Origin of the sequence: Pontibacter vulgaris, from assembly GCF_022758145.1 — a bacterium.
Taxonomy (GTDB): domain Bacteria; phylum Bacteroidota; class Bacteroidia; order Cytophagales; family Hymenobacteraceae; genus Pontibacter; species Pontibacter vulgaris.
In genome coordinates, this window is sequence record NZ_JAJVDH010000009.1 from 1 (window position 1) to 5,929 (window position 5,929).

1 protein-coding gene, 2 tRNA genes and 3 rRNA genes are annotated in these 5,929 nt (G+C 53.2%); 1 reads left to right on the forward strand and 5 read right to left on the reverse strand.

From position 1 onward, the window contains the following. Nucleotides 1–43: 43 nt before the first annotated feature. The 5 genes from rrf to LWP20_RS17905 all read right to left on the reverse strand — a co-directional run bounded on the left by rrf (nt 44) and on the right by LWP20_RS17905 (nt 5,207). Nucleotides 44–155, reverse strand: a 5S ribosomal RNA gene (rrf, locus tag LWP20_RS17885). 92 nt (nt 156–247) lie between these two features. After that, a 23S ribosomal RNA gene (locus LWP20_RS17890) occupies nt 248–3,140 on the reverse strand. Between the two features lie 213 nt (nt 3,141–3,353). Then, nucleotides 3,354–3,430: transfer RNA gene (locus LWP20_RS17895), tRNA-Ala, on the reverse strand. Nucleotides 3,431–3,469: 39 nt separating this feature from the next. Beyond that, a tRNA-Ile gene (locus LWP20_RS17900) sits at nt 3,470–3,546 on the reverse strand. Nucleotides 3,547–3,684: 138 nt separating this feature from the next. After that, nucleotides 3,685–5,207: ribosomal RNA gene (locus LWP20_RS17905) — 16S ribosomal RNA — on the reverse strand. Together the 16S, 23S and 5S rRNA genes with 2 tRNA genes alongside form the textbook arrangement of a ribosomal RNA operon. Before the next feature lie 89 nt (nt 5,208–5,296). On the opposite strand from LWP20_RS17905, the gene LWP20_RS17910 reads away from it, so the two are divergent. Further along, complete coding sequence (locus LWP20_RS17910) at nt 5,297–5,749, forward strand: hypothetical protein (protein ID WP_242929553.1); 453 nt, start codon at nt 5,297–5,299, stop codon at nt 5,747–5,749. Nucleotides 5,750–5,929 lie beyond the last annotated feature (180 nt).

Here is a 5,929-nt window from a genome sequence, read left to right on the forward strand (position 1 = left end):
GCAACACCCCTTGCTCAAGCAGAACAAGGGGTGTTGGTTGATGGGTTGGCGGCTACCTACTCTCCCGGATGTGACTCCAGTACCATCGGCGTGGCCGGGCTTAACTGCTCTGTTCGGAATGGGAAGAGGTGAACACCGGCGCCATAGCCACCATTATCGTTGCACGGTCATTGAAGCGTGCGTATGTTTTTATAGTTTTTTGACTTTTGGGAAAGAGAAGCGAGCGAGAAAAGAGGCGGGCTCTTACTTAAGAACGCGCTCGGGCAATTAGTATGGCTCAGCTGTGGTATTTCTACCTTTACACCTGCCACCTATCAACGTCCTCGTCTTGGACGGCCCTTAAGGGAGATCTCATCTTGGGGCGGGTTTCGCACTTAGATGCTTTCAGCGCTTATCCCGTCCGAGCGTAGCTACCCTGCGCTGCATCTGGCGATACAACAGGTGCACCAGAGGCTCGTCCAACCCGGTCCTCTCGTACTAAGGTCAGGACCCCTCAAATCTCCAACGCCCACAACAGATAGGGACCGAACTGTCTCACGACGTTCTGAACCCAGCTCGCGTGCCACTTTAATCGGCGAACAGCCGAACCCTTGGGACCTTCTCCAGCCCCAGGACGTGACGAGCCGACATCGAGGTGCCAAACCTCCCCGTCGATATGAGCTCTTGGGGGAGATCAGCCTGTTATCCCCGGCGTACCTTTTATCCTTTGAGCGATGGCCCTTCCATGCGGAACCACCGGATCACTATATCCGTCTTTCGACCCTGCTCGGCTTGTAGGCCTCACAGTCAAGCGCCCTTATGCTATTGCGCTCTGCGTACGGTTACCAAGCGTACTGAGGGCACCTTTGAAAGCCTCCGTTATTATTTTGGAGGCGACCACCCCAGTCAAACTACCCACCAAGCAATGTCCCCTTTGTGTCAGGTTAGGCTCCAAGCAACTCAAGGGTGGTATTTCAACGTTGACTCCACGACGCCTGGCGACGCCGCTTCATAGTCTCCCACCTATCCTACACATGAGTTACCCAGAGTCAATGCTAAGCTATAGTGAAGGTGCACGGGGTCTTTCCGTCCCGTTGCGGGTACTCGGCATCTTCACCGAGACTACAATTTCACCGAGCTCACGGCTGAGACAGCGCCCAGATCGTTACACCATTCGTGCAGGTCGGAACTTACCCGACAAGGAATTTCGCTACCTTAGGACCGTTATAGTTACGGCCGCCGTTTACCGGGGCTTCGATTCAGAGCTTCGCCTTGCGGCTAACCCCCCCTCTTAACCTTCCGGCACCGGGCAGGTGTCAGGCCTTATACGTCATCTCTCGATTTAGCAAAGCCATGTGTTTTTGTTAAACAGTCGCCTGGGCCTTTTCACTGCGGCTTCTTGCATTGCTGCAAGGAAGCGCCCCTTCTCCCGAAGTTACAGGGCCATTTTGCCGAGTTCCTTGGCCGTGATTCACTCGAGCACCTTAGGATTCTCTCCTCGACCACCTGTGTCGGTTTGCGGTACGGGCGGCTACATATGTAAACGCTTAGCGGGTTTTCTCGGGAGCCTGATTAGGGACATTATCTCCGCGCCCGAAGGCTTGGAGTACTATCAGCTTTCAGCTAGACGAGGGTACTTAACTCCCCATCCACTACCTACGGCCTTCAACGTACTATTCCGTCAGTACGCAGTCCTTTCACTTCTCCGTCACCGCATCGCTATATGCAGCCGGTACTGGAATATTAACCAGTTGTCCATCGACCTGCGCTTTCGCCTCGGCCTTAGGACCCGACTAACCCTGATCCGATTAGCGTTGATCAGGAAACCTTGGTCTTTCGGTGTGCGGGTTTCTCGCCCGCATTATCGTTACTTATGCCTACATTTGCTTTTCCAAGCGCTCCAGCATACCTTGCCGGCACACCTTCACCGCCCTTGGAATGCTCCCCTACCAGTATAATAAATTATAATCCGTAGCTTCGGTGCCATGCTTGATGCCCGATTATTATCGATGCCCTGTCGCTCGACCAGTGAGCTGTTACGCACTCTTTAAATGAATGGCTGCTTCCAAGCCAACATCCTGGCTGTCTAAGCAACTGGACCCCCTTTGTTCAACTTAGCGTGGACTTTGGGACCTTAGCTGACGGTCTGGGTTCTTTCCCTCTCGGCGCAGGACCTTAGCACCCTGCGCCTCACTGCCGTGTATATCAACTGGCATTCGGAGTTCGTCAGGATTCGGTAGGATGTGACTCCCCCTAGTCCTATCGGTAGCTCTACCTCCAGATGACTCCACCACGACGCTGCCCCTAAAGGCATTTCGGGGAGTACGAGCTATTTCTCAGTTTGATTGGCCTTTCACCCCTACCCACAACTCATCCAAAAACTTTTCAACGTTAACTGGTTCGGACCTCCATTGCGTGTTACCGCAACTTCATCCTGGTCATGGGTAGATCACAAAGTTTCGCGTCTACCCCCTCTGACTGTGCGCCCTATTCAGACTCGCTTTCGCTGCGGCTCCGCGCCTCAAGACGCTTAACCTTGCCAGAGAGGAGTAACTCGTAGGCTCATTATGCAAAAGGCACGCCGTCACCCCACTAAAGGGCTCCGACCGCTTGTAAGCGCATGGTTTCAGGGTCTATTTCACCCTCTTATTCAGAGTACTTTTCACCTTTCCCTCACGGTACTGGTTCACTATCGGTCTCTCAGGAGTATTTAGCCTTACCGGATGGTGCCGGCAGATTCAAGCGGGATTTCTCCGGTCCCGCCCTACTCAGGATACCACTACGGCCAAAAACCTTACGCTCACGGGGCTCTCACCCTTTCCAGCCTACCTTCCCAGGTAGTTAAGCTTCAGTGTTTGGTCCGATGTTGTGGTCCTACAACCCCAGGACTGCCGTAACAGGCCTGGTTTGGGCTCTTCCGCGTTCGCTCGCCACTACTTGCGGAATCATTGTTATTTTCTCTTCCTCCGGGTACTTAGATGTTTCAGTTCTCCGGGTTCGCCCCCCTAAGGGTAGTATATCTTCAATATACTGGGTTGCCCCATTCGGATACCCACGGATCGATTCGTATGTGCCGATCCCCGTGGCTTTTCGCAGCTTGTCGCGTCCTTCATCGCCTCTGAGAGCCTAGGCATCCTCCATGCGCCCTTCTCTGCGTTCTTGCCAGCTTTACTTGCGTAAAACCGGCCCGCTTCTTTTCTTCACAGTCTTGTCTGACTAGCAGACAAGCCTAAACTCGTTTTCTCTTTCCCATCATGTCAAAGAACGTTCTCTGTCTGTTTGTGCCCGCCCGTTCTGTGTAGGAACGCTTGTGGGGACACCAACTGCCCAGATGTAGAAGTAAAAACCAGCTGTTTTTACTTGGTATTGTATTTTGGTGGAGAATAACGGAGTCGAACCGTTGACCTCCTGCGTGCAAAGCAGGCGCTCTAGCCAGCTGAGCTAATCCCCCGTACAGGTAACACTTGCCCTGCGGCAAGCGGTAAGTGTGTGGTGGGCCTGCGTGGACTCGAACCACGGACCTCTACATTATCAGTGTAGCGCTCTAACCACCTGAGCTACAAGCCCAGGTCGGGCGCTGGCCGCCGGGGCGCATCACACGCACCAAATATGAGTTTTGAGTTGAGTGGAAAGACAAAAAGCAAAAAGGCATTGGCCACGCAGGCACCTGCGCCAGCGAAATAAAGGTCAGCAGATCGGCCCTAGAAAGGAGGTGATCCAGCCGCACCTTCCGGTACGGCTACCTTGTTACGACTTAGCCCCAGTTACCAGTTTTACCCTAGACGGCTCCTGTGACGGTCACCGGCTTCAGGTCTCCCTGACTTCCATGGCTTGACGGGCGGTGTGTACAAGGCCCGGGAACGTATTCACCGCGCCGTTGCTGATGCGCGATTACTAGCGATTCCGGCTTCACGAAGTCGAGTTGCAGACTTCGATCCGAACTGAGACCGGCTTTTTGAGATTGGCGCCCTATCACTAGGTGGCGACCCTCTGTACCGGCCATTGTAGCACGTGTGTAGCCCTAGGCGTAAGGGCCATGATGACTTGACGTCGTCCCCGCCTTCCTCACTCCTTGCGGAGGCAGTCTCTTTAGAGTCCCCACCATGACGTGCTGGCAACTAAAGATAGGGGTTGCGCTCGTTGCGGGACTTAACCCAACACCTCACGGCACGAGCTGACGACAGCCATGCAGCACCTTGCTTTGTGTCCCGAAGGAAAGCTCCATCTCTGGAGCGGTCACGCGCATTCTAGCCTAGGTAAGGTTCCTCGCGTATCATCGAATTAAACCACATGCTCCACCGCTTGTGCGGGCCCCCGTCAATTCCTTTGAGTTTCACCCTTGCGGGCGTACTCCCCAGGTGGAGTACTTAACGCTTTCGCTTGGACGCTGGCCGTATGTCGCCAACATCGAGTACTCATCGTTTACGGCGTGGACTACCAGGGTATCTAATCCTGTTCGCTCCCCACGCTTTCGTGCCTCAGCGTCAGTTTCGGCCTAGCGAGCTGCCTACGCAATCGGGGTTCTTGGTGGTATCTATGCATTTCACCGCTACACCACCAGTTCCGCCCGCCTCGACCGAACTCAAGCCCGCCAGTATCAATGGCAGTTCCAGGGTTGAGCCCTGGGATTTCACCACTGACTTAACGGGCCGCCTACGCACCCTTTAAACCCAATAAATCCGGACAACGCTTGCACCCTCCGTATTACCGCGGCTGCTGGCACGGAGTTAGCCGGTGCTTATTCATCTAGTACCGTCAGTTACCCTCGCAAGGGCGTTTTCTTCCTAGATAAAAGCAGTTTACAACCCAGAAGGCCTTCTTCCTGCACGCGGCATGGCTGGGTCAGCCTCTCGGCCATTGCCCAATATTCCCTACTGCTGCCTCCCGTAGGAGTCTGGTCCGTGTCTCAGTACCAGTGTGGGGGACCATCCTCTCAGAACCCCTAGCCATCGTCGCCTTGGTAGGCCGTTACCCTACCAACTAGCTAATGGCACGCATGCCCATCTTCCACCGCCTCAGCTTTGACAATCAGGTGATGCCACCCAAATGTGTCATGCGGTATTAATCCACCTTTCGGTGGGCTATCCCCCAGTGGAAGGTAGGTTGCATACGCGTTACGCACCCGTGCGCCACTAAACCAGGAACCGAAGTCCCTGATCTCGTTCGACTTGCATGTATTAGGCCTGCCGCTAGCGTTCATCCTGAGCCAGGATCAAACTCTCCATTGTAGTGTGTACTTTTCAGGTTCTGTTACCAGAACCAATGTGTCTGTCCGATCGCTGACCCTTACTTGCTCAAATTAAATTGAATTGACGCAGTGGGTATTGCTACCCGAAAACCCGCGTGGATTACCTTTTCTTTTTTTTGTCTTTCACATTCACTCAAAGAACTTGTCAGAGAACTACTTTCTCTGCCTGCCCCTTCTCTTTTAGAAGGGAAACCGTTGCCGGCTTATGATACTCTCTTTTTTTTACTGCCCGGCCTTCTCGTTGAAGCGGGGTGCAAAGGTCAGAAACATTTTCCGATTCTGCAACATTATTTTCACTCTTTTTTCGCTTTCCTTTCTGCCCTGCCGGCGTCCTGGTGGCCTTTTCTCTCTCAAGACCGGGCTGCAAAGGTAAGCAATCTTTTTCCTTTTCTGCAAACCTTTTTTTTAATCTTTTTCAAGCTTCGCTTATTACCTGAATCCTGTGTTAAGCTTGTCTTCAAAATGCTTCCGGCTGAAGCGGGCTGCAAAGGTAAACAAAGATTTGCTTTTTGCAAGTGGTAAGGAAAAAACTTTTTAGTTTCCGTTTTCCTGACCGAAATCTGTCAGCCTGCTGCTCAGGCGGAGTGCAAAGGTAGCACTTTGTTTTGATGTTGCAACAAGCAAAAGCAGCTTTTTTGTGGCCCCGGGCCCTTACAAGCCCTTTTCCCAAATCCCGCTCCGGCTGAACGGGCTGCAAAAGTA